17 protein-coding genes, 2 tRNA genes and 3 rRNA genes are annotated in these 25,594 nt (G+C 63.4%); 18 read left to right on the top strand and 4 right to left on the bottom strand.

What is annotated here, in order from left to right; genetic code table 11:
- Positions 1–27: 27 nt before the first annotated feature.
- Entirely contained in the window at positions 28–852 is an 825-nt protein-coding gene (gene paaG / locus JTE92_RS28045; protein WP_063241656.1) for a 2-(1,2-epoxy-1,2-dihydrophenyl)acetyl-CoA isomerase PaaG, read from the bottom strand.
- A gap of 339 nt (positions 853–1,191) precedes the next feature.
- On the opposite strand from paaG, the gene JTE92_RS28040 reads away from it, so the two are divergent.
- The 10 genes from JTE92_RS28040 to JTE92_RS27995 all read left to right on the top strand — a co-directional run bounded on the left by JTE92_RS28040 (position 1,192) and on the right by JTE92_RS27995 (position 11,500).
- Positions 1,192–1,986, top strand: a complete 795-nt coding sequence (locus tag JTE92_RS28040) for an amino acid ABC transporter substrate-binding protein (RefSeq protein WP_063241657.1) — start codon at positions 1,192–1,194, stop codon at positions 1,984–1,986.
- A gap of 120 nt (positions 1,987–2,106) precedes the next feature.
- Positions 2,107–2,760, top strand: a complete 654-nt coding sequence (locus JTE92_RS28035) for an amino acid ABC transporter permease (RefSeq protein ID WP_063241658.1) — start codon at positions 2,107–2,109, stop codon at positions 2,758–2,760.
- 37 nt (positions 2,761–2,797) lie between these two features.
- Positions 2,798–3,550: an amino acid ABC transporter ATP-binding protein gene (locus tag JTE92_RS28030; RefSeq protein ID WP_063241659.1), complete on the top strand. Its 753-nt coding sequence runs from the start codon at positions 2,798–2,800 to the stop codon at positions 3,548–3,550.
- Positions 3,551–3,643: 93 nt separating this feature from the next.
- Positions 3,644–4,420 (top strand): enoyl-CoA hydratase, encoded by a 777-nt coding sequence (locus JTE92_RS28025; protein WP_063241660.1) that lies wholly within the window; start codon positions 3,644–3,646, stop codon positions 4,418–4,420.
- Positions 4,421–4,995: 575 nt separating this feature from the next.
- Positions 4,996–6,529: ribosomal RNA gene (locus JTE92_RS28020) — 16S ribosomal RNA — on the top strand.
- 62 nt (positions 6,530–6,591) lie between these two features.
- Positions 6,592–6,668 (top strand) — tRNA-Ile (locus JTE92_RS28015).
- A 10-nt stretch (positions 6,669–6,678) separates the two neighbouring features.
- A tRNA-Ala gene (locus JTE92_RS28010) sits at positions 6,679–6,754 on the top strand.
- 300 nt (positions 6,755–7,054) lie between these two features.
- Positions 7,055–10,029: ribosomal RNA gene (locus tag JTE92_RS28005) — 23S ribosomal RNA — on the top strand.
- 113 nt (positions 10,030–10,142) lie between these two features.
- A 5S ribosomal RNA gene (rrf, locus tag JTE92_RS28000) occupies positions 10,143–10,255 on the top strand.
- Together the 16S, 23S and 5S rRNA genes with 2 tRNA genes alongside form the textbook arrangement of a ribosomal RNA operon.
- A 273-nt stretch (positions 10,256–10,528) precedes the next feature.
- Positions 10,529–11,500: a DUF3047 domain-containing protein gene (locus tag JTE92_RS27995; protein WP_063241519.1), complete on the top strand. Its 972-nt coding sequence runs from the start codon at positions 10,529–10,531 to the stop codon at positions 11,498–11,500.
- A gap of 16 nt (positions 11,501–11,516) precedes the next feature.
- Here JTE92_RS27995 and JTE92_RS27990 read toward each other — a convergent pair whose 3' ends face one another.
- Positions 11,517–12,542, bottom strand: coding sequence for a DUF2891 domain-containing protein (locus JTE92_RS27990; protein WP_063241520.1), 1,026 nt, complete (start codon positions 12,540–12,542; stop codon positions 11,517–11,519).
- A gap of 75 nt (positions 12,543–12,617) precedes the next feature.
- Entirely contained in the window at positions 12,618–13,811 is a 1,194-nt protein-coding gene (locus JTE92_RS27985; RefSeq protein ID WP_063241521.1) for a M20 aminoacylase family protein, read from the bottom strand.
- 347 nt (positions 13,812–14,158) lie between these two features.
- Between JTE92_RS27985 and JTE92_RS27980 the strand changes: the two genes are divergently transcribed.
- From JTE92_RS27980 to JTE92_RS27960, 5 genes are all read left to right on the top strand, one after another.
- Positions 14,159–15,745: an ABC transporter substrate-binding protein gene (locus tag JTE92_RS27980; RefSeq protein ID WP_063241522.1), complete on the top strand. Its 1,587-nt coding sequence runs from the start codon at positions 14,159–14,161 to the stop codon at positions 15,743–15,745.
- Positions 15,746–15,876: 131 nt separating this feature from the next.
- Complete coding sequence (locus tag JTE92_RS27975; RefSeq protein WP_063241523.1) at positions 15,877–16,854, top strand: ABC transporter permease; 978 nt, start codon at positions 15,877–15,879, stop codon at positions 16,852–16,854.
- A 3-nt stretch (positions 16,855–16,857) separates the two neighbouring features.
- A complete protein-coding gene (locus JTE92_RS27970; RefSeq protein WP_063241524.1) occupies positions 16,858–17,808 on the top strand; it encodes an ABC transporter permease in 951 nt (316 codons plus the stop codon).
- Positions 17,809–17,824: 16 nt separating this feature from the next.
- The gene (locus JTE92_RS27965) at positions 17,825–18,823 is read left to right on the top strand and encodes an ABC transporter ATP-binding protein (protein WP_063241525.1); all 999 of its coding nucleotides are present in this window, start codon (positions 17,825–17,827) and stop codon (positions 18,821–18,823) included.
- A complete protein-coding gene (locus JTE92_RS27960) occupies positions 18,820–19,881 on the top strand; it encodes an ABC transporter ATP-binding protein (RefSeq protein WP_063241526.1) in 1,062 nt (353 codons plus the stop codon). Before JTE92_RS27965 ends, JTE92_RS27960 begins: the two co-directional genes overlap by 4 nt.
- Positions 19,882–19,960: 79 nt before the next feature.
- Here the strand turns inward: JTE92_RS27960 and JTE92_RS27955 are convergent, their stop codons facing one another.
- The gene (locus JTE92_RS27955; protein WP_063241527.1) at positions 19,961–21,157 is read right to left on the bottom strand and encodes an ABC transporter substrate-binding protein; all 1,197 of its coding nucleotides are present in this window, start codon (positions 21,155–21,157) and stop codon (positions 19,961–19,963) included.
- 283 nt (positions 21,158–21,440) lie between these two features.
- Between JTE92_RS27955 and JTE92_RS27950 the strand changes: the two genes are divergently transcribed.
- The 3 genes from JTE92_RS27950 (at position 21,441) to JTE92_RS27940 (ending at position 25,445) form a co-directional block, all read left to right on the top strand.
- A complete protein-coding gene (locus tag JTE92_RS27950) occupies positions 21,441–23,549 on the top strand; it encodes a molybdopterin-containing oxidoreductase family protein (protein WP_063241528.1) in 2,109 nt (702 codons plus the stop codon).
- Between the two features lie 62 nt (positions 23,550–23,611).
- On the top strand, positions 23,612–24,694 hold the full coding sequence (locus JTE92_RS27945) for an aminopeptidase (protein ID WP_232353329.1): 1,083 nt from the start codon (positions 23,612–23,614) through the stop codon (positions 24,692–24,694).
- 100 nt (positions 24,695–24,794) lie between these two features.
- Positions 24,795–25,445, top strand: a complete 651-nt coding sequence (locus tag JTE92_RS27940; RefSeq protein ID WP_063241530.1) for a TetR/AcrR family transcriptional regulator — start codon at positions 24,795–24,797, stop codon at positions 25,443–25,445.
- The last annotated feature ends 149 nt before the right edge of the window (positions 25,446–25,594 follow it).

Raw genomic sequence — 25,594 nt, 5'->3', positions numbered from 1 at the left:
TGGCGCCGTGCAGGCGCCCTGGGACGCTTACTTGCCGGTGAAGCGGGCGGCGCGCTTTTCCAGGAAGGCGTTGACGCCCTCCGCATAGTCCGCGGACTGGCCGAGGTCACGCTGCAGGTCGCGTTCCAGGTCGAGCTGGGCATCGAGGCTGGCCGTGCCGCTGGCATACATGGCGCGCTTGATCGCGGCCAGCGCCCGGGTCGGCTGCGCGGCCAGGTGCGTGGCCAGCGCCAGCGCCTGCTCGGGCAGCAGCGGGTCGTCCATGGCTTCCCAGATCAGGCCCCACTTCTCGGCCTCTTCGGCGGACAGGCGCTCGCCGGTCATCGCCAGCCCCAGCGCGCGCGCCATGCCGATGCGCTTGGGCAGCAGCCAGGTGCCGCCGGAATCCGGCACCAGCCCGATCTTGACGAAGGCCTGGATAAAGTTGGCCGAGCGCGCCGCCAGCACCATGTCGCAGGCCAGCGCCAGGTTGGCGCCGGCGCCGGCGGCGGTGCCGTTGACCGCTGCCACGACCGGCAGCGGCAGCGCCTGCAGCCGGCGGATCAGTGGGTTGAACCAGGTGTCGATCAGCTCACCCAGGTCGGTCATCTGGCCGGGTGTGAAATCCAGGTCGGCCAGGTCCTGACCGGCGCAAAAGCCGCGGCCGGCGCCGGTCAGCAGCAGCGCCCGCGCGCCGCCGGCCTCGACGTGGTCGAGTGCCTGCTGCAGCGCCTTGTGCATCTCGCGGGTAAAGCTGTTGAGCTTGTCAGGGCGGTTCAGCGTGATCACCGCAACAGGCCCCTGCCATTGGAGCAGGATGGGGCCGGCATCGATACTGACCGGCTGGCCAGCGGGCGTGGACATCGGGGGCATGTTTGTCTCCTGCTGGTTCTTCGTGGTGGGCGCGAGGCTGGCGCCATCAAAATAAACCGACCAGTCGGTCGGTGAATGGTAGCACTAAATGCCGGATGCGTGAGCAGCCATGCCGCTCAGCGTAAGGGCGTCCGGCCGAGGTGCTTTATCAGTACTAACCCGCGATCCCGTTCGGCAAATGCGGCGACGGACGCAATGCCAGCAACCGGTGTCGCTCTATAATCGCGCTGCCAACAACAATTGCAGCATTGCTGGTGCCTGAGTGCGCGCCGGCGCGCAAGACTGTTTCACTGATTCCCCCTTTTTGCCCTTTTTGCCCTTTCCGCACTGGATCTCCCTATGAAGAAGTTCGCAGCATTCCTTTTGGTTTCGTCCGTGGCGCTGTTCGCCGCGTGCGGCAAGAACGAACCGGCCCCGGCCGCCGGCAGCACGGACAGCGCCGCCGCCACCAGGATCATCGTCGGCCTGGATGACAATTTCCCGCCCATGGGCTTCCGCGATACCAATAACGAGATCGTCGGCTTCGATATCGATATGGCGAAAGAGGCCAGCCGCCGTCTCGGCATGACCGTCGAGTTCAAGCCGATCGACTGGAGCGCCAAGGAAGCGGAACTGAACGGCAAGCGCGTGGACGTGCTGTGGAACGGGCTGACCATTACGGAAGAGCGCAAGAAGAACATCAGCTTTACCGCGCCTTATATGACCAACCACCAGATCGTCATCGTCGGCACCAATTCGCCGGTGAAGGCCAAGGCGGACCTGGCCGGCCGCATCGTCGGCGCGCAGGACGGCAGCAGCGCGGTGGATGCCATCAAGAAGGAAAGCCAGATCGCCGCCAGCCTGAAGGAGCTCAAGACCTTCGGCGATAACGTGACGGCGCTGATGGACCTGTCCGCCGGGCGCCTCGACGCCATCGTGGTCGATGAAGTGGTGGGCCGTTACCTGATCAGCAAGCGTCCCGGCGAATACCGCGTGCTGGAAGAAAACTTCGGTACCGAGGATTACGGCGTCGGCGTGCGCAAGGATGACGCCGAACTGCTCGGCAAGCTGGACAAGACCCTGGCCTCGATGAAGCAGGACGGTACGGCCGCCCGCATCGCCACCCAGTGGTTCGGTACCGATATCACCAAGTAATCCAGGCGCGACGCGGCGCCCTGCGCGGTTCAGGCAGGGCGCCGCGCCCCTTCCGGACTCCGGCGCTGGCCGCACCTCGGTCCGCTGCCTGAAATCCTTCCCTTTTCCGTTCGCGCGAACATGGATTACGTCTTATCTCTACTGGGGCCATTGGCGCAGGGTGCGAAAGTCACGCTCACCCTGTTCGTCATCACGCTTGCCCTGTCGGTGCCGCTGGGGCTTGCGCTGGCGCTGGCGCGCATCTCGTCATGGCCGCTGCTGAGCCGTGCGGTCAATGGTTATATCTGGCTGATGCGTGGCACGCCGCTGATGCTGCAGATGCTGTTTATCTACTTCGCGCTGCCGTTCGTGCCGGTCATCGGCGTGCGGCTGCCCGATTTTCCCGCCGCCGTGGTGGCATTTGCGCTCAACTACGCCGCCTACTTCGCGGAAATCTTCCGCGCGGGGATCAAGTCCGTCGACCGCGGCCAGTATGAAGCCAGCAAGGCGCTGGGCATGACCTACTTCCAGACCATGCGGCGGGTCGTGCTGCCGCAGATGGTCAGCCGCGTGCTGCCGCCGGTCAGCAACGAAACCATTACGCTGATCAAGGACACGTCGCTGATCTACGTGCTGGCCCTCAACGACATCCTGCGCACCGCGCGCGGCATCGTGCAGCGCGATTTCACGACCACGCCTTTCCTGGTCGCCGCGCTCTTCTACCTGGTGATGACGCTGATTCTGACCTGGTTCTTCCAGAATCTCGAAAAACGCTATGCCAAACATGATGACTAGCCCGAACGGCGCCACCCCTGATCACGCGCCCGGCATCATGATCGCGGCGCGGGACATCTTCAAGTCGTTCGGGCCGCTGCAGGTCCTGCGCGGCGTCTCGCTGACGCTGCGCAAGGGCGATGTCACCGCGGTGATCGGACCCTCCGGATCGGGCAAGAGCACCTTGCTGCGCTGCCTGAACCATCTCGAGGTGATCGACCGCGGTACCATCGACATCGAAGGCGAGTCGCTCGCGGCCGCTGGCCCCGACGGCGCCTCCCGATATGTGCCGGAAGCGGAGATCCGCCGCATCTGCCGCAAGATGGGCATGGTGTTCCAGTCGTTCAACCTGTTCCCGCACATGACGGTGCTGCAGAACATCATCGAGGCGCCCGTGACCGTCAAGGGGCTGGCGCGTGACGCGGCGGTGCCCAAGGCCGAGGAACTGTTGCGCAAGGTCGGCCTGCTGGCCAAGCGGGACAACTATCCGGCGCGCCTCTCCGGCGGCCAGAAGCAGCGCGTGGCGATTGCGCGCGCGCTGGCGATGGAGCCCGACATCATGCTGTTCGACGAACCGACCTCGGCGCTCGATCCGGAGCTGACCGGGGAAGTGCTGCGCACCATGCGGCAGCTGGCGGAAGAGCATATGACCATGCTCGTCGTCACGCACGAGATGGGGTTTGCGCGCGAAGTGGCCAACCACGTCGTGTTCATGGACGAGGGCAGGATCCTCGAGGAAGGCGCGCCCGCCGCGGTGTTCGGCGCGCCGGCCCATGCGCGCACCCGGGAATTCCTGGCGCACATGCTCTGAGCCGCGGCTAGCGCCGCCACGCCACGACAGATGGCAGAATAGCCCGCAGCCGGTGGCGACGTGCCATCTGTTTGCCAATACATAGGAGAAGACATGCCGTACGAAAACATCCTGGTCGAGACGCGCGGCCGCGTTGGTCTGGTTACGCTGAACCGCCCCAAGGCGCTGAACGCGCTCAACGACGCGCTGATGGATGAACTGGGTGCCGCGCTGACGGCATTCGACCAGGATGAGGGCATCGGCGCCATCGTCATTACCGGCAGCGAACGCGCCTTCGCCGCCGGCGCCGATATCGGCATGATGGCCAAGTACTCCTTCATGGATGTCTACAAGGGCGACTACATCACCCGCAACTGGGAAACCATCCGCAAGATCCGCAAGCCGGTGATTGCCGGCGTGGCCGGCTATGCGCTGGGCGGCGGCTGCGAGCTGGCGATGATGTGCGACATCATCATTGCGGCGGACTCGGCAAAGTTCGGCCAGCCGGAAGTCAAGCTCGGCACCATGCCCGGCGCCGGCGGCACCCAGCGCCTGCCGCGCGCGGTGTCCAAGGCCAAGGCGATGGACCTGTGCCTGACCTCGCGCATGATGGACGCCGCCGAAGCCGAGCGCTCGGGCCTGGTGTCGCGCGTGGTGCCGGCCGAGAAGCTGCTGGACGAAGTGCTGGCTGCCGCCGAAACCATCGCCGGGTTCTCGCTGCCGGTGGTCATGATGATCAAGGAGTCGGTCAACGCTGCGTACGAGACCACGCTCAATGAAGGCGTGCATTTCGAGCGCAGGCTGTTCCATTCCACCTTTGCCAGTGAAGACCAGAAGGAAGGCATGGCCGCTTTCGTAGAGAAGCGCGCCCCCAATTTCCAGCATCGCTGAGAACTCGATAGGGGAATACCCGACGGCCGTGCGGGGGTATTCAAGGGCCACCGCGCTGGCCAATTTTGGGTTTTCCTTTATCACTCAATGGGTTACGACATAATCACGCCAACCCTTAGCTGAGCGCCGTGACAAAGGTGTTGCAAGGTCGGCGGAACCGGCCTAATATTCGCCCCCTCGCAACACACAACGCAGCGCTGCAAAGCAGACGCAGCAAGGGTTGCGGGGTTGACCGGGAGGTTGGCGCAGCGAAGTTAGCAGCGCTGGCTGCAGCAAAAAAAGATTGCTGAAACGGTTGACGAAACGAAGAAAGCTCTGCATAATCTCGTTTCTCTGCTGCAGACAACGCAGCGCGCTGAACGGCAAAGCCGGTGAGCGAAGTTCTTTAACAAACAAACAACCGATAAGTGTGGGCGCTGGGTAGCGGACGCCGCTGTCTTCGGACAGTGTGGCTTCACAAGTTATACAGTGCTCGCACAGCAAAACGTGACTGGGTCTTCGGATCTGGTCAGTCAGTTTTCTGAGAGTGAGCGACCGCTCGAAAGAGCGAGGACCTTCGGGTCCACACAGAGATTGAACTGAAGAGTTTGATCCTGGCTCAGATTGAACGCTGGCGGCATGCCTTACACATGCAAGTCGAACGGCAGCACGGGCTTCGGCCTGGTGGCGAGTGGCGAACGGGTGAGTAATACATCGGAACGTGCCCTGTCGTGGGGGATAACTAGTCGAAAGATTAGCTAATACCGCATACGACCTGAGGGTGAAAGCGGGGGACCGGCAACGGCCTCGCGCGACAGGAGCGGCCGATGTCTGATTAGCTAGTTGGTGGGGTAAGAGCCTACCAAGGCGACGATCAGTAGCTGGTCTGAGAGGACGATCAGCCACACTGGGACTGAGACACGGCCCAGACTCCTACGGGAGGCAGCAGTGGGGAATTTTGGACAATGGGGGCAACCCTGATCCAGCAATGCCGCGTGTGTGAAGAAGGCCTTCGGGTTGTAAAGCACTTTTGTCCGGAAAGAAAACGCGCTGGTTAATACCTGGCGTGGATGACGGTACCGGAAGAATAAGCACCGGCTAACTACGTGCCAGCAGCCGCGGTAATACGTAGGGTGCGAGCGTTAATCGGAATTACTGGGCGTAAAGCGTGCGCAGGCGGTTTGATAAGACAGGCGTGAAATCCCCGAGCTCAACTTGGGAATGGCGCTTGTGACTGTCAGGCTAGAGTATGTCAGAGGGGGGTAGAATTCCACGTGTAGCAGTGAAATGCGTAGAGATGTGGAGGAATACCGATGGCGAAGGCAGCCCCCTGGGACGTGACTGACGCTCATGCACGAAAGCGTGGGGAGCAAACAGGATTAGATACCCTGGTAGTCCACGCCCTAAACGATGTCAACTAGTTGTTGGGGATTCATTTCTTCAGTAACGTAGCTAACGCGTGAAGTTGACCGCCTGGGGAGTACGGTCGCAAGATTAAAACTCAAAGGAATTGACGGGGACCCGCACAAGCGGTGGATGATGTGGATTAATTCGATGCAACGCGAAAAACCTTACCTACCCTTGACATGCCACTAACGAAGCAGAGATGCATCAGGTGCCCGAAAGGGAAAGTGGACACAGGTGCTGCATGGCTGTCGTCAGCTCGTGTCGTGAGATGTTGGGTTAAGTCCCGCAACGAGCGCAACCCTTGTCTCTAGTTGCTACGCAAGAGCACTCTAGAGAGACTGCCGGTGACAAACCGGAGGAAGGTGGGGATGACGTCAAGTCCTCATGGCCCTTATGGGTAGGGCTTCACACGTCATACAATGGTGCGTACAGAGGGTTGCCAACCCGCGAGGGGGAGCTAATCCCAGAAAACGCATCGTAGTCCGGATCGTAGTCTGCAACTCGACTACGTGAAGCTGGAATCGCTAGTAATCGCGGATCAGCATGCCGCGGTGAATACGTTCCCGGGTCTTGTACACACCGCCCGTCACACCATGGGAGTGGGTTTTGCCAGAAGTAGTTAGCCTAACCGCAAGGAGGGCGATTACCACGGCAGGGTTCATGACTGGGGTGAAGTCGTAACAAGGTAGCCGTATCGGAAGGTGCGGCTGGATCACCTCCTTTCCAGAGGCTTGTGTCTCAAGCCTAGCGTTCACACTTATCGGTTTGTTTGCTGTTACAGCCAAGGGTCTGTAGCTCAGGTGGTTAGAGCACCGTCTTGATAAGGCGGGGGTCGTAGGTTCAAGTCCTACCAGACCCACCAAGTTATCCGAGGGGGATTAGCTCAGCTGGGAGAGCACCTGCTTTGCAAGCAGGGGGTCGTCGGTTCGATCCCGTCATCCTCCACCATCACCTGGTACCTTGGATTGGTTGGCCAAATGCAAGCGCTTAAGGAATGAGCGTTTGCATTTGGCATTGCCAAGCGATCGCGGGTTTCACCTGCGGATCGGCTGTTCTTTAACAATATGGGATGTAGTAAAGGTGTCGCGCGAGCGTTGATGAGACGCTGCAGTAACCAACGCGATACCGGGTTGTGATTGTATCAACCAAAATGTATTTAAGTGATCGAAAGATGACTTGGAATACGGCACAAATGCGAGAACTCAACCTGTAGCGACGTTTCGAGCAATCGAGACACACTCGTTATAGGGTCAAGCGAACAAGTGCATGTGGTGGATGCCTTGGCGATCACAGGCGATGAAGGACGCGGTAGCCTGCGAAAAGCTTCGGGGAGCTGGCAAACGAGCTTTGATCCGGAGATGTCCGAATGGGGAAACCCGGCCCGAATGGGTCATCCCACACTGAATCCATAGGTGTGGGAAGCGAACGCGGCGAACTGAAACATCTAAGTAGCTGCAGGAACAGAAATCAACCGAGATTCCCAAAGTAGTGGCGAACGAAATGGGAACAGCCTTGTACTCTTTAGCAGTGTTGTTAGCAGAACGGGATGGAAAGCCCGGCCGTAGCAGGTGATAGCCCTGTATGCGAAAACAGCGTTGTGGAACTAGGTGTACGACAAGTAGGGCGGGACACGTGAAATCCTGTCTGAAGATGGGGGGACCATCCTCCAAGGCTAAATACTCGTGATCGACCGATAGTGAACCAGTACCGTGAGGGAAAGGCGAAAAGAACCCCGGGAGGGGAGTGAAATAGATCCTGAAACCGCATGCATACAAACAGTCGGAGCCTCTTCGGGGGTGACGGCGTACCTTTTGTATAATGGGTCAGCGACTTACATTCAGTGGCAAGCTTAACCGATTAGGGCAGGCGTAGCGAAAGCGAGTCCGAACAGGGCGTTGAGTCGCTGGGTGTAGACCCGAAACCAGATGATCTATCCATGGCCAGGTTGAAGGTGCGGTAACACGTACTGGAGGACCGAACCCACTAACGTTGAAAAGTTAGGGGATGAGCTGTGGATAGGGGTGAAAGGCTAAACAAATCTGGAAATAGCTGGTTCTCTCCGAAAACTATTTAGGTAGTGCCTCGTGTCTCACCTTCGGGGGTAGAGCACTGTCATGGTTGGGGGGTCTATTGCTGATTACCCCGCCATAGCAAACTCCGAATACCGAAGAGTGCAATCACGGGAGACAGACATCGGGTGCTAACGTCCGGTGTCAAGAGGGAAACAACCCAGACCGCCAGCTAAGGTCCCCAAATATAGCTAAGTGGGAAACGAAGTGGGAAGGCTAAAACAGTCAGGAGGTTGGCTTAGAAGCAGCCACCCTTTAAAGAAAGCGTAATAGCTCACTGATCGAGTCGTCCTGCGCGGAAGATGTAACGGGGCTAAGCTATATACCGAAGCTGCGGACGCGTGCGTTCCTTTAAGTGCACCAAGCTTGTCGATGCGCAGCATCGACAAAGCACACCAACAATGATCGTTGTGGTGTGCATGCTAGTGGATTTAAAGGAGCGCACGCGTGGTAGGAGAGCGTTCTGTAAGCCTGTGAAGGTGTCTTGTAAAGGATGCTGGAGGTATCAGAAGTGCGAATGCTGACATGAGTAGCGATAAAGGGGGTGAAAGGCCCCCTCGCCGTAAGCCCAAGGTTTCCTACGCAACGTTCATCGGCGTAGGGTGAGTCGGCCCCTAAGGCGAGGCAGAGATGCGTAGCTGATGGGAAGCAGGTTAATATTCCTGCACCGTCGTATGATGCGATGGGGGGACGGATCGCGGAAGGTTGTCCGGGTGTTGGAAGTCCCGGTCCCTGCATTGGAGAAGGCGCTCAGGCAAATCCGGGCGCGGGATTCAAGGATGTGGGGCGAGCGGCCTAGAGCTGCGAAGCAATTGGAAGTGGTTCCAAGAAAAGCCTCTAAGCTTCAGTCATACGAGACCGTACCGCAAACCGACACAGGTGGGCGAGATGAGTATTCTAAGGCGCTTGAGAGAACTCGGGAGAAGGAACTCGGCAAATTGGTACCGTAACTTCGGGATAAGGTACGCCCTGGTAGCTTGACTGGCCTGCGCCAGAAGGGTGAAGGGGTTGCAATAAAATGGTGGCTGCGACTGTTTAATAAAAACACAGCACTCTGCAAACACGAAAGTGGACGTATAGGGTGTGACGCCTGCCCGGTGCCGGAAGATTAAATGATGGGGTGCAAGCTCTTGATTGAAGTCCCGGTAAACGGCGGCCGTAACTATAACGGTCCTAAGGTAGCGAAATTCCTTGTCGGGTAAGTTCCGACCTGCACGAATGGCGTAACGATGGCCACACTGTCTCCTCCCGAGACTCAGCGAAGTTGAAGTGTTTGTGATGATGCAATCTCCCCGCGGCTAGACGGAAAGACCCCATGAACCTTTACTGTAGCTTTGCATTGGACTTTGAACCGATCTGTGTAGGATAGGTGGGAGGCTTAGAAGCGTGGACGCTAGTTCACGTGGAGCCGTCCTTGAAATACCACCCTGGTTTGTTTGAGGTTCTAACCTTGGCCCGTGAATCCGGGTCGGGGACAGTGCATGGTAGGCAGTTTGACTGGGGCGGTCTCCTCCCAAAGTGTAACGGAGGAGTTCGAAGGTACGCTTGGTACGGTCGGACATCGTACCTAAAGTGCAATGGCAAAAGCGTGCTTAACTGCGAGACCGACAAGTCGAGCAGGTGCGAAAGCAGGACATAGTGATCCGGTGGTTCTGAATGGAAGGGCCATCGCTCAACGGATAAAAGGTACTCTGGGGATAACAGGCTGATACCGCCCAAGAGTTCATATCGACGGCGGTGTTTGGCACCTCGATGTCGGCTCATCTCATCCTGGGGCTGTAGCCGGTCCCAAGGGTATGGCTGTTCGCCATTTAAAGAGGTACGTGAGCTGGGTTTAAAACGTCGTGAGACAGTTTGGTCCCTATCTGCCGTGGGCGTTGGAATCTTGACGGGGGCTGCTCCTAGTACGAGAGGACCGGAGTGGACGTACCGCTGGTGTACCTGTTGTCTCGCCAGAGGCATCGCAGGGTAGCTATGTACGGAAGAGATAACCGCTGAAAGCATCTAAGCGGGAAACTCGCCTGAAGATGAGGATTCCCTGGAGGCTTGACCTCCTTGAAGGGTCGTTCGAGACCAGGACGTTGATAGGCTGGGTGTGGAAGCGCAGTAATGCGTTAAGCTAACCAGTACTAATTGCCCGTAAGGCTTGATCCTATAACCAGTGTGTTTCACCTGGTGAGTCGATCGCCTTGTGCCACGATACACACAACCAAGACTACATCCCTATTCGCGACGTTGACGCAAGCGCAACGCCGCAACCCCTCATGCCTGGTGACCATAGCGAGTTGGAACCACCCCTTCCCATCCCGAACAGGTCCGTGAAACAACTCCGCGCCGATGATAGTGCGGATTCCCGTGTGAAAGTAGGTCATCGCCAGGCTCTTATTGTGCAAAACCCCTCGTCAGCGTGTGCTGCGAGGGGTTTTTGCTTTGGCTCTTTGGTCGCCACCAACGGCAGCCGCCCCAAAATCCCCCGTTGTTTTCCCGCTGCATTCCGGGTACCCCAGCATTCCTGCTCCATACAGCTTCTGCTATGTTCGATTCCCAAGTGCCCACAAGCCGCACGAAGCCGTTTGCAGCAAGCAGCAAGCAGTGAGCAATAGACAGGCCCTTGCCAAGGAAGCAGGGCCGGTTCCGGGATTCGAGGGGTTACATGACGGCCAAGGCGTTTCGGCTGGTTCTTACTGGCGCCGCCAGCGCGCTGATGCTGATGCTGGCAGGATGCGCATCCAATCCCCCCGGTTCCGAAGGCTTACCCACTGCCGAAACTGATTCGGCACGAGCCGGCAGCATTTCGGCGGTCGATTGCCAGGATTTTGCCAAGCGCATGGCGGCTTACGCGCAGACACAGCGCCCTACCGAGCAGCACGCGCTGGCTTCGGCCACGCCGGCCAATTCCCTTGCAGCGGCCAACGCCCACGCTGTGGAAGCCGATGCAGGCGAAGATGGAGAAGAAACAGACGCCGCACCACCGACGCTGGCCACGCTTCCACTGTTCTCGGTGGCGCAACGCGCAGGACAACTGCCGATCGGCTGGCAGCCGTGGACCATCCACCGCAACAAGATTCCCACCCGCTATGCGATGGTCGAAGTCGACCAGCGCGTGGTTGTCCATGCACAGGCCGAGAGCTCTGCATCTGGCCTCTATGTACCACTGCACGACCGCGATGCCGGCATGGTGCGCTGGAGCTGGAAGACCAGCGGCATCATCCGCAATGCCGACAACAGCCACGGTCCGCGCGAGGATTCTCCGCTGCGCCTGTTTGTCGCCTTCGATGGCGACAAGGGCAGCCTGCCGCTGAAAGACCAGTTGATGTACGAGATGGCACGGCTCACCACCGGCCGCGAAATGCCCTATGCCACGCTGATGTACATCTGGGGCGGCAAGCGTGCCGAAGGCTCGGTGGTGGCGAATCCGCATACCGACCGTGTGCGCATGATCGTGGTCGATAGCGGCACGAAGCATGCCAATGAGTGGCGATGCCACGAACGCGACCTGCGCGCGGATTACCGCAAGGCGTTCGGCACCGATCCGGGGCGAGTGATTGCGGTGGGTATCATGACCGATACCGACAACACCCGGAGCAAGGCGGAATCCTGGTACGGGGATATCGCGCTGGACTGATAGCAAAGCGGCGGCTTCAGCCGCCGACCGGCTCGGCCATCGCCAGCACCGCGAACGAGGCCAGCCAGTGTGTCGAGACATACTCGCCGGCAACGGCATAGGGCAGCGATGCCTCGATATGGTCGGACCAGGCGCGCACGGCCAGCGGGCGCAGCGATTCCGGCAATGCCGGTTCCAGCAGGCGCCAGCACCATGCGCGCGACAGGTTCAGCCCGTCGAGGTGGGAAGTCTTGGGATCGCTGCGGTTGGCGACCTCCACCGGCGTCAGCCAGTTGGCCAGTTCCGCCGCGCCCGGCACGAACATTTCCCACCATTGCCCGAACGCGCTGCCGTCCATGACGGCATGCATCAATACGGCTTCGGTCATGCCGCCCGACAGGAATTCATCGCCGCCCGGCTCATAGCGCGCCGGATAGCTGCGGTCGTGCCCGAACCAGCGATGCGCGCGCCGCACGATGGCGCGCCGCAAGGCCGTGTCCTGGGCCGCACGCGCGTAGGCAAGCGCCATTACGCAGGCAAAGGCGCTGTTGAAGTGTGTGCCGGTGCGCACCGGGAAATCCGCCGCGTCCAGAAACTCGGCTAATTCCCGCGACAGGTGCGAGGCGAGCGGCGCGCAGGCTTCGGCCCATGCCGCGGCGCGCGCATCCTGCTGCGCCAGCGCCAGCAATTCCGCCTGCAGCTTCAGTACCCAGCCCCAGCCATACGGACGTTCGAACGTCCGGGAACCGGGTCGATGGAAATAGTCCAGTTCGACCGCGATATGCTGCGGCCGCAACTGCGCGTCAAGCGTATCGCGGAGTTCGGCCGCTTCATCGAGGTCCGGGTACAGCACCAGCAGCCGAACCAGCAGCCAGTGCATGTGCACGCTCGAATGCCAGTCGTAACTGCCGCAGAAGGCCGGATGCCAGGTCGCGGGCTCGGCCACGTCGCCGGCACTCGCCATCATGTGATCCACCTTGTACGGATAGCGGCGCAGGATATTGTCCAGCGCCACGCGCGCAAAGCTGCGCGCCGTCTCCCGATCCAGCGCCGAGCGGCCCATGCAGATGCTCCCCCTGTCTTGCGCGAACGCGCTGTTATCGATTCTGCCTGCAGGCTGCGCCCTGAGGTTTTGTTCTTACGCAGGCGCCAGCCACTTCTCCACCAGCCGCACAAAGAAGGTCGAGCCGACCGGCAGCAGTTCGTCATTGAAATCGTAGCTGGGGTTATGCAGCATGCACGGCCCCATGCCATGCCCGCTGTCGCGGTGTGCGCCGTCGCCGTTGCCGAGAAACAGGTAGCAGCCCGGCTTTTCCTGCAGCATGAAGGAGAAATCCTCGGCGCCCATGGTCGGCTCGACGTCGCTGTCGACATTGGCTTCGCCCACCAGTTCGGCGGCCACCGCGGCGGCGAAGCCGGTCTCGGCTTCGGTGTTGATGGTGGGCGGATAGTTGCGGTGGAATTCGTAGTCGACGGTGCAGTCGAACGCGCTCGCGACGGCGCGCGAGACTTCCTCCATGCGCCGCTCGATCAGGTCGAGCACCGGCACCGTGAACGTGCGCACCGTGCCGCCGATCCAGGCTTCGTTCGGCACGATATTGGTTGCGTCGCCGGCATGGAACTGCGTGACCGAGATCACCGCGGTATCGATGGGGCGCTTGTTGCGGGTGATGATCCCTTGCAGTGCCGAGACGATCTGCGCGGCGGTGAAGACCGGGTCGTTGCCATTGTTCGGCATGGCCGCATGCGCGCCCTTGCCGCGCACGACGATGCGGAACTCATTGCTCGATGCCATCAGCGGGCCCACGCGCGTGCCGAAGGCGCCGACCGGCATGCCTGGCCAGTTGTGCACGCCGAACACCGCATCGCAGGGGAAGCGCGAGAACAGCCCGTCCTCGATCATCTCGCGCGCGCCGCCGCCGCCTTCCTCGGCCGGCTGGAAGATCAGGTGCACGGTGCCATCGAAGGGCTTGTGCTGCGCCAGGTAGCGCGCCGCGCCAAGCAGCATCGCGGTGTGGCCATCGTGGCCACACGCATGCATCTTGCCCGCATGCTGCGAACGGTGGCCGAAGGTGTTGGCCTCCTGCAGCGGCAGGGCGTCCATGTCGGCGCGCAGGCCGATGGTGCGCGCGCTGCTGCCGTTGCGGATCACGCCGACCAGGCCGGTGGTGCCGAGGCCGCGATGTACTTCGATGCCCCACGACTCGAGGTTGCGCGCGACCACGTCGGCGGTGCGCTGTTCTTCGAAGCAGAGTTCCGGATGGGCGTGGATATCGCGGCGGATCGCGCGGATTTCGGCTTGCGCCTGCAGGATTTCGGGGATGAGCTTCATGATGCCGGAGTCTGGGCGTGGCGAGCCGGGTAGGCGTCGGATAACCCCGATCATACGATGCCTACCGAAAAAGCGCCAAAATGCGCCGGTTCGTGCCCCATCGCGCGAATGGCGCGGTGCAATATGCCAAACGCTGTGGGTTTCCCCGCATTGCCGGCACATGTCGACTGCTGGAACAGTTCATGCTTGAAGTGCCCGGCCGGCAATTTGCCGCTTTGCGCTGCGTAACCTGAACAACAAGCGCACCAAAAAGCAGCGCCGGCGCGCGACCGACCGCGTGACCCGCGGCGCGCGCGCATTGCCGATCCTAAAACGTCTGCTTCACTTCCTACAGGGAGAATTGCGCGATGTCCCTTCGCACTTTCAAGAAGGCAATCGGTGTTGTCGCCGTGGCCGGGGCCCTTGGCCTGGCCTGGTCCGGCAGCGCCCAGGCCGCGGACCTCAAACTGGCCATGAGTTCGCCGCCGACCTCGATGGATCCGCACTTCTACAACCTGTTCTCCAATATCAACGTGTCGGAGCACATCTTCGACTCGCTGGTGAAGATGGACCCGGACAGCCGCATCATCCCCGGCCTGGCCGAGTCATGGAAGCTGGTCAACAACCTGACCTGGGAATTCAAGATCCGCCAGGGCGTGAAGTTCCATGACGGTTCCGAACTGACCACCGAAGACATCGTCTGGTCGCTGGACCGCCCGGCCACCATCCAGAACAGCCCGGGCAAGTTCGATGTCTATACCAAGGCGATCGTCAACAAGAAGGTGATCGACAAGTACACCATCCAGCTGACCACCAACAAGCCGTACCCGCTGATGCTGAACGACCTGACGTCGATCTTCATCGTGCAGAAAAAGGCCACGCAGGGCCTGAGCTCGGACGACTTCGCCCAGGGCAAGGGCATGATCGGCACCGGGCCGTTCAAGTTCGTCAGCTACGCCCGCGACGACCGGGTCGAACTGGTGCGCAACGACAACTACTGGGGCGCCAAGCCGGCGTGGGACAAGGCCACGCTGCGCTTCATCCCGAATCCGGCCACGCGACTGGCGGCGCTGCTGTCGGGCGACGTGCAGGCGATCGAGAACGTGCCGACGCCCGACCTGCCCAAGGTGCGGCAGGATCCCAAGCTGTCGTTCTTCTCCAAGATCTCGCACCGCGTGATCTACCTGTATTTCGATGCCAAGCGCGACAAGTCGCCCTACGTCACCACCAAGGAAGGCGCGCCGCTGGACAAGAACCCGCTGAAGGATGCACGCGTGCGCAATGCCATCAGCATGGCGATCAACCGGCAGGGCATCAAGGACCGGCTGATGGAAGGCCTGTCGGAGCCGACCAACAACCTGGTGCCACCCACGCTGTTCGGCTACAACCCCAACCTGAAGACGGTCAAGTACGACCCCGAAGGCGCCAAGAAGCTGCTGGCCCAGGCAGGCTACCCGAACGGCTTCGGCGTGACGCTGCACACGCCCAACAACCGCTACGTCAACGACGAGAAGATCGCGCAGACGATCGCGCAGAACCTGACCCGCATCGGCATCGCCACCAAGGTGGAAGGCATGCCGATGGCGACGTACTCGTCCAAGGGCATCAAGCACGAGTGGTCGTTCGGCCTGCTCGGGTGGGGCGCGCAGACCGGCGAGGTCAGCTCGCCGCTGCGCGCGCTGCTGGCGTGCGAGGACAGCAAGAAGGGCTTTGGCACCACCAACTGGGGTGAATACTGCAACCCCAAGATGGATGTGGTGCTGGAACAGGCGCTGTCTACCGTGAATGACGCCGAACGCTCCAAGATGCTGCAGGAAGCCACCGCGATCGCAATCAACGATGGCGGTATCATCCCGATCCACCAGCAGGTGACCACCTGGGCCACGCAGAAGGGCATCGTCTACGTGCCGCGTACCGACGAGCGCACCTACGCGCATAACTTCAAGCCCCAGTAAGTCAAGCCCCGGTAAGCAGGGCTGCCTGCTGCTGAGTTCGCGGTGCCGCGCATGGCTGCCGCGCCGCCTGGAAGCGCATGGCGCTCCCGGGCGGCGTGCGCATTCGCGCGCGAAAGGATAGTGGTCTGAATATGCTGGTTTTCATCATCCGGCGCCTGATGCAGAGCGTAGTGGTGCTCTTTGTCATGTCGCTGCTGGTTTTCCTCGGCGTCTTTGCCATCGGCAATCCCGTCGACATCCTGATCAACCCGCAGGCCGACCAGGAGGACATCAAGCGCACCATCGCGGCGCTGGGCCTGGACAAGCCGCTGTGGGAGCAATACTGGGTGTTCCTGCAGAATGCGCTGCAAGGCAACCTCGGCACCTCGTTCGCGCACGGCACGCCGGCGCTCAAGCTGATCTTCGAGCGCATGCCGGCCACCATGGAACTGGCCGTGTCCGCGATCCTGCTGGCGATCGTGCTTGGCATCCCGCTGGGGCTGTGGGCCGGGTTGCGGCCCAACGGCGTGGCGGGCAAGTCGATCATGACGGTGTCGATCCTGGGCTTCTCGCTGCCCACGTTCTGGGTCGGCCTGATGCTGATCATGGTGTTCGCGGTGCAGCTCGGCTGGCTGCCGTCCAACGGACGCGGCGAGACCGTGCGCGTGCTTGGCATCCCGCTCAGCTTCCTGACCGTCGACGGCATCCGCCACCTCGTGCTGCCGGCGGTGACGCTGTCGCTGCTGAATATCGCCATGGTGATCCGGCTCACGCGCGCCGGCACGCAGGAAGCGATGCTGCAGGACTACGTCAAGTTTGCGCGCGCCAAGGGCCTGTCCAACACGCGCATCGTTGGCGTGCACGTGCTGAAGAACATCCTGATCCCGATCGTCACGGTGATCGCGCTGCAGTTCGGCTCGATCATCGCATTCGCGATCGTCACCGAAACGATCTTTGCCTGGCCTGGCATGGGCAAGCTGATCATCGACTCGATCCAGCTGCTGGACCGGCCGGTGATCGTGGCCTACCTGATGGTGATCGTGACGCTGTTCATCCTGATCAACCTGTTGGTGGACATCATCTACAGCATGCTCGATCCGCGCGTGCGCATTGCCGACAACAAGGGCTGAGCCATGACTGCAGCAACCGTCGAACCGCAAGACAAGACGCCCCCGGGCGCACCGCCGGCCACACCTTCGGCCGCGCGTGAACAGTCGCCGTGGCGCCGCTTTGCCACGGAGTTCTTTTCCAGCAAGGTTGCCGTGGCCGGGCTGGCCACGCTGGTCACCATCATCCTGATCGCGATCCTGGCGCCGTGGCTGGCGCCGCAGAACCCGTACGACCTGGCTACGCTCGACGTGCTCGATGCGCGCCTGGCGCCGGGCGAGAAGGCCGGCACCGGCATGACCTTCCTGCTCGGCTCGGACGAGCAGGGGCGCGACATCCTGTCGGCGGTGATGTACGGGCTGCGCATCAGCATCGGCGTGGGCGTGGTCAGCACCGTGATTGCGCTGCTGCTGGGTGCCACGCTGGGCCTGCTGGCCGGCTTCCTGGGCGGGCGCACCGAGGCCTTCATCATGCGCGTGGCCGACCTGCAGCTGTCGTTCCCGCCGATCCTGCTGGCGCTGATCCTGCTGGCGTTCCTGCGCCCTGGGCTGGGCAATATCGTGATCGCGCTGGTGGCGGTGCAGTGGGCCTACTACGCGCGCACCACGCGCAGCGCCGCGCTGGTGGAGCGCCGCAAGGAATATATCGAGGCGGCCACCTGCCTGGGCCTGCCGCCGCGCCGCATCATGTTCCGCCACCTGCTGCCCAACTGCCTGCCGCCGCTGATCGTGATCGCGGCGCTGCAGGTGGCGTCGGCGATCACGCTGGAGGCGACGCTGTCGTTCCTCGGGCTGGGCGTGCCGATCACGGAGCCGTCGCTGGGCTCGCTGATCTCCAACGGCCAGCAATACATGCTGTCGGGCAAGTACTGGATCAGCTTCTTCCCGGGCATCGCGCTGGTGGTCACCATCGTGGCGATGAACCTGGTCGCCGACCAGCTGCGCGACGTGCTCAACCCGCGCCTGCAGACGCAATAACCCGCGGGAGACCGACATGGCACAACCTACTCTGGTCGTAGAGAACCTGAAGACGCATTTTTATACGCGCGGCGGCATTGCCAAGGCTGTCGACGACGTGTCCTTTACCGTCGGCCGCGGCGAGATCATGGGGCTGGTGGGCGAGTCCGGCTCCGGCAAGTCGATGACCGGCTACTCGATCATGGGCCTGATCGACCCGCCCGGGAAGGTCGTGGACGGGCGCATCGCGCTGACCAGCCGCGACGGCATCACGCGCGACCTGCGCGCGCTCACGCCGGCGCAGCAGCGCGACGTGCGCGGCAACCGCATCGCGATGATCTTCCAGGACCCGATGATGACGCTGAACCCGGTCCTGCGCATCGACACGCAGATGATCGAGGCGGTGCTGGCGCACGAGAACGTCGGCAAGGCGGTGGCGCGCGAGCGCGCGCGCAATGCGCTGGCGCGGGTGGGTATCCCGTCGCCGGACGAGCGCTTGCTGGCCTATCCGCACCAGTTCTCGGGCGGCATGCGCCAGCGCGTGGCGATCGCGATCGCGCTGCTGAACAAGCCCGACCTGATCATCGCCGACGAACCGACCACGGCGCTCGACGTCACCATCCAGGGCCAGATCCTGTACGAAATGCAGACCCTGTGCCGCGAATCCGGCACGGCGCTGATCTGGATCACGCACGACCTGTCGGTGGTAGCCGGGCTGGCCGACACCGTGTGCGTGATGTATGCCGGCAAGATCGTCGAAGCCGGCGACGTGCGCCAGGTGCTGGAGCATCCCGAGCATCCGTACACGCACGGCCTGATCGGATCGGCGCCGTCGCGCAACCCGCGCGGCGCGCCGCTGCGGCAGATCCCGGGGATGACGCCATCGCTGCTGAACCTGCCGGGCGGCTGCGCGTTCCGCGAGCGCTGCCCGTACGCGACCGCCGCGTGCAAGACCGAGCCGCCGCTGGAGACCGCCCCCGACGGCCGCCGCCTGCGCTGTTTCCATCCGGTGCTGGCCAACCAGGAGGCGGCATGACCACGACCGAACTGCAATCCCGACCGATGGCAAACACTGCGGCCGCCCCGGCCGGGACACCGGCAGTGCCGCTGCTGGAACTGCGCGGCGTGTCCAAGCGCTTCGTCAAGTCGCTCGACACCGCCGCGCGCATCGCCAACCTGTTCGGCGCCCATGCGCGCGAAGAGGTGGTGCATGCGGTCGACCGCGTCGACCTGAGCATTCGCACCGGCGAGGTGGTGGGCCTGGTGGGCGAATCCGGCTGCGGCAAGTCCACGCTGGGCCGCATGGCCGTCGGCCTGCATACGCTGACGGAAGGCGACCGGCTGTGGCGCGGCACCAACCTCGACCACCTGCCGCCCGACAAGCGCCGCGAGAAGCAGCTGGCGATCCAGATGATCTTCCAGGACCCGTACGCCTCGCTCAATCCGCGGCTGCGCGTGCTGGATATCGTCGGCGAGGCGCCGGTGGTGCACGGCATGGTCGAGCGCGGCGGGCAGAAGGGCTATGTCGAGGACATGCTGGTGCGCGTGGGCATGGACCCGACCGTGCTGCGCCGCTTCCCGCACCAGTTCTCGGGCGGGCAGCGCGCACGCATCGGCATTGCGCGGGCGCTGGCGGTGAAGCCGGAGTTCCTGGTCTGCGATGAATCGGTGGCGGCGCTCGATGTATCGATCCAGGCGCAGGTGCTGAACCTGTTCATGCGGCTGCGCGAAGAGCTGAACCTGACCTACCTGTTCATCAGCCATGACCTTGGCGTGGTCAAGCACATCAGCGACCGCGTGGTGATCATGTATCTGGGGCGGGTGGTCGAGTCGGCGCCGACCGAGGACGTGTTCGCGGCGCCGAACCATCCGTACACGCAGGCGCTGCTGGCCGAAGCGCCGAAGCTGGAGGTCGGCAAGAAGACTTATGTGGCAATCAGGGGCGAGATTCCTTCACCGCTGAATCCGCCGTCGGGATGCCATTTCCATCCGCGCTGCCCGTATGCGATGCCACGCTGCAAGGAGGAGCAGCCGGCGCTGAAGGAGATTGCGCCGATGCGGTTTTCGGCTTGTCATTTGAATGACATGAAGTAGGACGACGGCTTACGCGATCCCGCTGCCTTGCTCCCCTCTCCCAGCGGGAGAGGGGAGAAAACAGGCGCGGCTGGGAAACTCACCGGATCACCTGCCCCTTCGAATTGATCACCGTCATCTCCACGAACCGCGACCCCACATGGTTCTCGGGCGTGAAGTTGACGATGAAGCCGCCCAGGTCGACGCTGCGCATCGATTCCAGCGCCGTCACCAGCTTCTCGCGCGTCAGGTCCTTGCCTGCGCGGCGCAGTCCTTCGGTAAAGGCCTTCGCTGCGATGTAGCCCTCGATGCTGGCGTAGTCGAACTCGTTCGGCTTGCCCGCGGCCTGCAGCAGGCGCAGGTATTCGCGCACCACCGGCAGCGTGGCATTGCCCGGATGCGGCATCACCTGCGAGATGATCACGCCACTGCCTTTCGCGCCGACCTCGTTGGCCAGCGCCTGCGTGCCGACGAACGAGACGTTGTAGAACTGCCCGTTGTAGCCGCGGCGCAGCGCTTCCTTGACGAAGGCGCCGGCGGTGCGATACGCGCTGATCATCACCACGGTGTCCGGCCTGGCCTTGGTCACGCCCTGCATGGCGTCACCGATTTCCACCGTATTGCGGACCACGGCTTCGCGCGCGACCAGCTGCACGCCGCTGTCGGCGCCGCCCTTCAGGGCGCGTTCCAGCTCCTCCAGCTCGGCCTTGCCGTAGTCATCGTCGTTGTAGACCACGGCCACGCGCTTCAGGCCGGTGGTCTGGATCTGGCGCAGGATCGCCGTGGCTTCGTCGCCATAGCCGGCGCGGACATGGAAGACGTAGCGGCTGCGCGGCTCGCGCACCGAGCGCGCGCCGGTGTACGGACCGAAGAACGGCACCCTGGCCTGGATCGCAAGCGGCAGCGCGGCCTGGCTGGTCGGTGTGCCGACATAGCCGAACAGCGCAAAGACGCGGTCTTCCTCGATCAGCTTGCGTGTGTTCCTGGCGGCAGGCTCGGGCTCGTAGTAGTCGTCCAGCGCCTCGAGCCGGATCTTGCGGCCAAAAATGCCGCCTTGCTGGTTGATGTGGTCGAAATAGAGCCGTGCGCCAGCGTTCATCTGCTTGCCGAGCGACGCTGCGGGCCCGGTCAGCGCGGCCGATTGGCCCAGCAGGATGGTATCGGCGGTGACGCCGGTTTCGGATGTGGCAGTGCTGGCGATGGCAGCGCCGAATGCGCCGTACGTGCCGCCCGTGCCGATGGCGCACGCCACCAGCAGGCCGGCAAGCCGGCCCTTGACCCCGGATCGGAAAAACATAAACCCCCGCAAAATGTGGTTCGGTTACCCGTTCGCCGCCATGGGCCGGTCTGCGCCGGCATTGGACGGCAAGCGCGCCGCCAGCGTGGTGCCGGCCGCGCGCCGGGACATCATAATCGAATACAATCCGATCGAGATACTCCCCGCCCTGGCTCCGCACGTCCGCGGACGGGGACGCGCCGCAGCGCCGGCGCGCGACCCGCGACCCGCGGAAACCGCGCCACAAACCTCACGTTCCGACCGAACGAAAGATAACGACAGACCGCCAGCCCCCGGAGATCCCATGGCTTCCCGCATTGTCCGCGCCGCCTGCCCGCATGACTGCCCCGACACCTGTGCCTTGCTCGTCACCGTCGAGGACGGCCGCGCCGTCAAGGTGGCCGGTGATCCGGACCATCCCGGCACGCAGGGCGTGCTGTGCACCAAGGTATCGCGCTACACCGAACGCACCTACCATCCCGACCGCCTGTTGACGCCGATGAAGCGCATCGGCAGGAAGGGCGAGGGCAAGTTCGCGCCGATTTCCTGGGACGAAGCGCTCGACACCATCGCCACGCGCCTGCAGGCCATCGCCGCGCGCGATCCGCAGGCCATCGTGCCGTACAGCTATGCGGGCACCATGGGCCTGGTGCAGGGCGAGAGCATGGCCGCACGCTTCTTCCACAAGCTGGGCGCATCGCGGCTGGATCGCACCATCTGCGCAAGCGCCGGCGCCACCGCGTTGCGCTACACCTATGGCGCCAGCGTCGGCATGGACATGGAGCACGTGGCCGATGCCAGGCTGGTGATCATCTGGGGCGGCAACCCGATCGCTTCCAACCTGCATTTCTGGACGCGTGCGCAGGAAGCCAAGCGGCGCGGCGCCACGCTGGTGGCGATCGATCCCTACCGCTCGCTGAGTGCCGAGAAATGCCATCGCCATATCGCGCCGATGCCTGGTACCGACGGCGCGCTGGCGCTGAGCATGATCCATGTGCTGATCCGCGACGGGCTGCTCGACCACGACTACATCGAACGGCACACGGTGGGCTTCGAGGCACTGCGCGAGCGCGCCCAGTCCTATCCGCCGGCGCGCGTGGCCGAGATCTGCGGCATCCCGGTGGAAGACATCGAGTGGCTGGCAGGCCTCTACGGCCAGTTGGCGGTACGCGAGCGCCAGCCGGTGGCAATCCGCCTGAACTACGGCATGCAGCGCGTGCACGGTGGCGGCCAGGCGGTGCGGGCGGTGGCGTGCCTGCCGTCGCTGGTGGGCGCGTGGCGCCATGCCGCGGGCGGGCTGCAGCTGTCGACCTCGGGCTTCTTCCCGATCAACGAGGCCGCGCTGCAGCGGCCCGACCTGCTGCCGGGCTGGCCCGGCAAGCTGCCGCGGCTGGTCAACATGAGCACCATCGGCGATGCGCTGCTGGCCGAGCCCGTGGCCGGCGCGCCGCGGATCGAGGCGGTGGTGGTCTACAACAGCAATCCGGTCGCGGTGGCGCCGGAATCCGGCAAGGTGGCCGCAGGCTTTGCGCGTGAAGACCTGTTCACCGTAGTGCTGGAGCACTTCCGCACCGATACCGCCGACTACGCCGATATCCTGCTGCCGGCCACCACGCAGCTGGAGCACACCGACGTGCACAAGGCCTACGGCCACACCTACTTCCTGGCCAACAACGCGGCGATCGCGCCGATGGGCGAGGCGCTGCCGAACACCGAGATCTTCCGCCGCCTGGCACAGCGCATGGGCTTTGCCGAGCCATGCTTTGCCGACAGCGACGACGACATCGCCGCGCAGGCGATCCTGCCGGGCGATGCGCGTGCCGCCGGCATCAGCTGGGCATCGCTCAAGGAGCAGGGCTGGCAGAAGCTGGCGCTGGCGCCGGCACCGTTCGCCGAAGGCGGCTTTCCCACCGCCTCGGGCAAGTGCCAGTTCTATTCCGAGCCGATGGCGTGCGACGGCTTCGACCCGCTGCCTGGCTACGTGCCGCAGTACGAGTCCCCGGCGACCGCGCCGGAACTCGCGGCGCGCTACCCGCTGGCGATGATCTCGCCGCCGGCGCGCAACTTCCTGAACAGTTCCTTCGTCAATGTCGACAGCCTGCGCGCCACCGAGGGCGAGCCGCACCTGGACATCCACCCGGCCGACGCCGCCGCGCGCGGCATCGTGCACGGCGCCATGGTGCGCGCCTTCAACGACCGCGGCAGCATGCTGGCGCGCGCCCGCGTGACCGACCGCGCCCGGCGCGGGCTGGTGGTGGGCCTGTCGATCTGGTGGAAGAAGCTGGCCTCCGACGGCAAGAACGCCAACGAGCTGACCAGCCAGCGCCTGACCGACCTGGGCCGGGCGCCGGTATTCTATGACTGCCTGGTGCAGGTCGAGGCCTGCACGGAAGGGGCAGTCCAGCCGGCATGAACACGCGGCACGCCCCGCGGCCCGGCCGCCGGCGCGGGGCGGCAATCCTGGCGGCGGCGGTCATGACCGCCCTGGCCCTGCTCACGGCCGGTTGCGAAACCGTCAGCTACTACGCGCAGTCGATCGGCGGCCACCTCGGCGTGATGGCGCAGGCGCAGCCGCTCAACGACGCCATCGCCGGCGCGCGCGACGCCAACGACGCGCGCCTGGCGCAACGGCTGGCGCTGGCCGGCCGCATCCGCGACTATGCCTCGCGCGAGCTGAAGCTGCCCGACAACGGCAGCTACCGCCGCTACGCCAACCTGCACCGGCCCTACGTGGTGTGGAGCGTGTTCGCCACGCCCGAGTTGTCGATGGAGCTGAGCAAGTGGTGCTTCCCGATCGTCGGCTGCATCAGCTACCGGGGCTATTACGCGCAGGCCGATGCCGAGCAGTACGCGCAGGGCCTGCGCCGCGACGGCCTGGAAGCGTACGTGGCAGGCATCCCCGCCTATTCGACGCTGGGCTATTTCGACGACCCGCTGCTCAATACCTTCGTCTACCTGCCGGAGGGCGAGCTGGCGCGGCTGATCTTCCACGAACTGGCGCACCAGGTGGTCTACGTGCGCAACGACACCGCCTTCAACGAGTCCTTTGCCACCGCCGTGGAAGCCGCCGGCGTGGAGCGCTGGCTGGCCGAGGATGCGTCGGAAGATGCGCGCGCCAGCTATCGCCAGTACGACGCGCGCCGCCAGCAGTTCCGCGCGCTGCTGCTCGGCACGCGCGACCGGCTGGCGGCGCTGTACCAGACGCCGCTGGACGACGAAGCCAAGCGCGAGGGCAAGGCGAAAATCTTCGCCGACATGCGCGAGCAGTATGGGCGGCTCAAGGTGGAGTGGGGCAACTACAGCGGCTATGACCGCTGGTTCGACCAGCCGCTGACCAATGCCCACCTGGCGGCGGTGGCGACCTACCAGCAGTGGGTGCCGGCCTTTACCGCGCTGCTGGTGCAGTGCGACGGCGACTGGCGCCGCTTCTATGCCGAAGCCGGCCGCATCGGCGCGCTGCCGGCCACCGAGCGCGAGGCCACGCTGCGCCGGCTGGCGCCGCCCGCTACCCGTGTCGATACGCTGACCGCGAGCGGCACGGGCGCCGGGACCCACTGACGGCTGGCAGGTATCGACAAAGCGCCGCTTCGCCTCGGGCTGGCCATGTTGAGCGCGCGGCCACGCTGGCAGTCCATGCCGCCATGCGAGAATTGCGATCATGTCGACCGTACAGAGACCCGCCTCCTCAGACCTTGCGCCCGAGCCCGTGCCGGCGCGCATGCAAATCGCCGAGCGCCAGGAAGCGCGCCGCCGCCAGATCCTCGACACTGCCGCGCAGCTCTTCTATACCAAGGGCTATCCGGGCATGACCATGAACGACCTGTGCCGCGCGCTGGGCGTGACCAAGCCGGCGGTCTACTACTACTTCACCGACAAGTACGAGATCTTCGACATCCTGTGCCGCGAGTCGGCGCAGACCTGCCTGCCCGTGCTCCGCGAGACCGCCGACCCGGCGCTGCCGGTGCGCGAGCGCCTGCATGCCTGCCTGCTCGAAATGGCGCGCCGCTGCGTTGCCTGCCACGTGCCCGCGACGCTGAGCTTTCGCGACAACCAGTACCTGCGCCCCGATACCGTGGCCTGGCTCGACAGCATGGCGCGCGGCTTCTACCGCGACCTGTATGCGTTGCTGGAAGAGGGCAAGCGTGAGGGCGTGTTTGCCTTTGGCGATGCGCGCGTGACGGCGCATGCAATCGGCAGCGTGGTCGGCTTCATGTATACGTGGCACCAGCCGGGCCGCATGGACGACGAGGCGCTTGCGCAAGCACTCGCCACCAACATGATGAAGCTGGTGCTGCCCGGCCAAAATTGAATCCGCGAGCCTAGGGGTTATCCTGCTGCCGCTGCGACGCCGGTGGCGCATAATGCCCGTCGGGGGGCGTTGCGTGGTGCAATGTCCCTGAGGACTTCGTCTAAGTTGTTGCCAAGTTGTTGTTCTAACCGGGGCGCCCGTTTAGCATC

Source organism: Cupriavidus oxalaticus (assembly GCF_016894385.1).
Taxonomy (GTDB): Bacteria; Pseudomonadota; Gammaproteobacteria; order Burkholderiales; family Burkholderiaceae; genus Cupriavidus; species Cupriavidus oxalaticus.
Note: the sequence above shows the minus strand (reverse complement) of the source record. Positions and strands in the feature narration are given on the sequence as shown.